Origin of the sequence: Kitasatospora sp. NPDC056327 (assembly GCF_042261735.1) — a bacterium.
Lineage (GTDB): Bacteria > Actinomycetota > Actinomycetes > Streptomycetales > Streptomycetaceae > Kitasatospora.
In genome coordinates, this window is the sequence record NZ_JBHJRC010000549.1 from 1 (window position 1) to 1,529 (window position 1,529).

The window sequence follows — 1,529 nt, forward strand, 5'->3', positions numbered from 1 at the left end:
CGGCCCGGCTACCTCGGGGCCGCCGCCGCCTTCGCCGTCTGCATGGCGGGCACCACCCTGCCCACCCCGCTCTACGGGCTCTACCAGGAGGAGATCGGCTTCTCCGAACTGATGGTGACCGTCGTGTTCGCCGTCTACGCCTTCGGGGTGATCGGTGTCCTGCTGCTCGTCGGCAACGTCTCCGACAGCGTCGGCCGCCGGCCCGTGCTGCTCTGCGGGCTGGCCCTCGCGGCCTGCAGCGCGGTCGCGTTCCTCGCCGAGGGCGGCCTGCCGCTGCTCTGCCTGGGGCGGCTGCTGTCCGGCCTGTCGGCGGGCCTGTTCACCGGCACCGCCACCGCCTACGTGCTCGAACTCGCCCCGCCCGGGCGCAGGGCCAGGGCCGGCTTCGTGGCCACCGCCGCCAACATGGGCGGCCTGGGCTGCGGCCCCCTGCTGGCGGGACTGCTCGCCGAGTACGCACCCGACCCCCTGGTCCTGCCGTTCGTCGTGCACCTGGTGCTGCTCGTCGCCTCCTTCGCGGTCACCTGGCTCCTGCCGGAGACCGTGGCCGGGGCCCGCCCGCTGCGCACCGCCCGCCCGCGCCGGCCGTCCCTGCCGCCGCAGGTGCGGGGCGTCTTCGTGCCGGCGGGCATCGCCGTGTTCGCCGGGTTCTCCCTGCTGGGCGTCTTCACCTCGGTCAGCCCCGCCTTCCTGACCCGGACCCTGGACGTCCACAACCACGCGGTGATCGGGCTCATCGTCTTCGCGGCCTTCTTCGCCTCCACCCTCGGGCAGCTCCTGGTGCCCTGGCTGGGCACCGCGCGGGCGATCCCGCTGGGCTGCCTGGTGCTCATCGCGGGGCTGGCGCTGCTGGCCGCCTCGCTCGCCTGGAGCACCCTGCCGCCGCTGGTGCTCGCCGCCCTGGTGGGCGGCGCCGGACAGGGCATGGGGCTGCGCGGTGCGGTCGGCGAGGTCGCGGCGGCGGCTCCCGCCGAGCACCGGGGCGGCGCGCTGTCCGCGCTGTTCGTGGTGGCCTACTTCGGCATCTCGATCCCCGTGATCGGCATCGGGCTGCTCGCCGAGCCCCTCGGCCTGGCCGACGCCGGGGTGGTGTTCGCCGCCTGCATGGCGCTGCTGGCCGCCGTCTCCGGCCTCTACCTCCTGCGCCGCGCCCGTCGCGGGGCCGCCGCCTGACCCGGCCCGCCGTCCGACCCCGTGCGGACGTGCGACCGGGCGGCCGCGGGACCGGCGGACGTGCCCGGATTCGGGCCCCGTCGAAGGGCTTTGCCGGGCCGGGACGCACACGGTGAGACTGGCACGGCCGACGCACCTTCGGCTCGTCCGGCGGCCGGGCCGCACCGGATCCGGCACCGCCCGCCACACCCGGAAGCGACTTCAGGAGAGTGTCCGTCATGCGAAACCCGCGTTCCCTCGCTCCCCGCGCCGGCGTCGCGCTGAGCGCCGTGCTGATGGCCGCAGGCCTCCTCGGCGGCCCCGCCTTCGCCGCCGACGGTGCTCCGCCGCCGGTCCCGACCGCGACCGCCGCCGCC

The 1,529-nt window shown here is 76.5% G+C and carries 1 protein-coding gene; it reads left to right on the top strand.

All coding sequences use genetic code 11. The features are described 5' to 3' along the window. A partial coding sequence (locus ACFCX4_RS36235; protein WP_376151735.1) for an MFS transporter occupies nucleotides 1-1,173 on the top strand: 1,173 nt, incomplete at its 5' end. Between the last annotated feature and the right edge of the window lie 356 nt (nucleotides 1,174-1,529).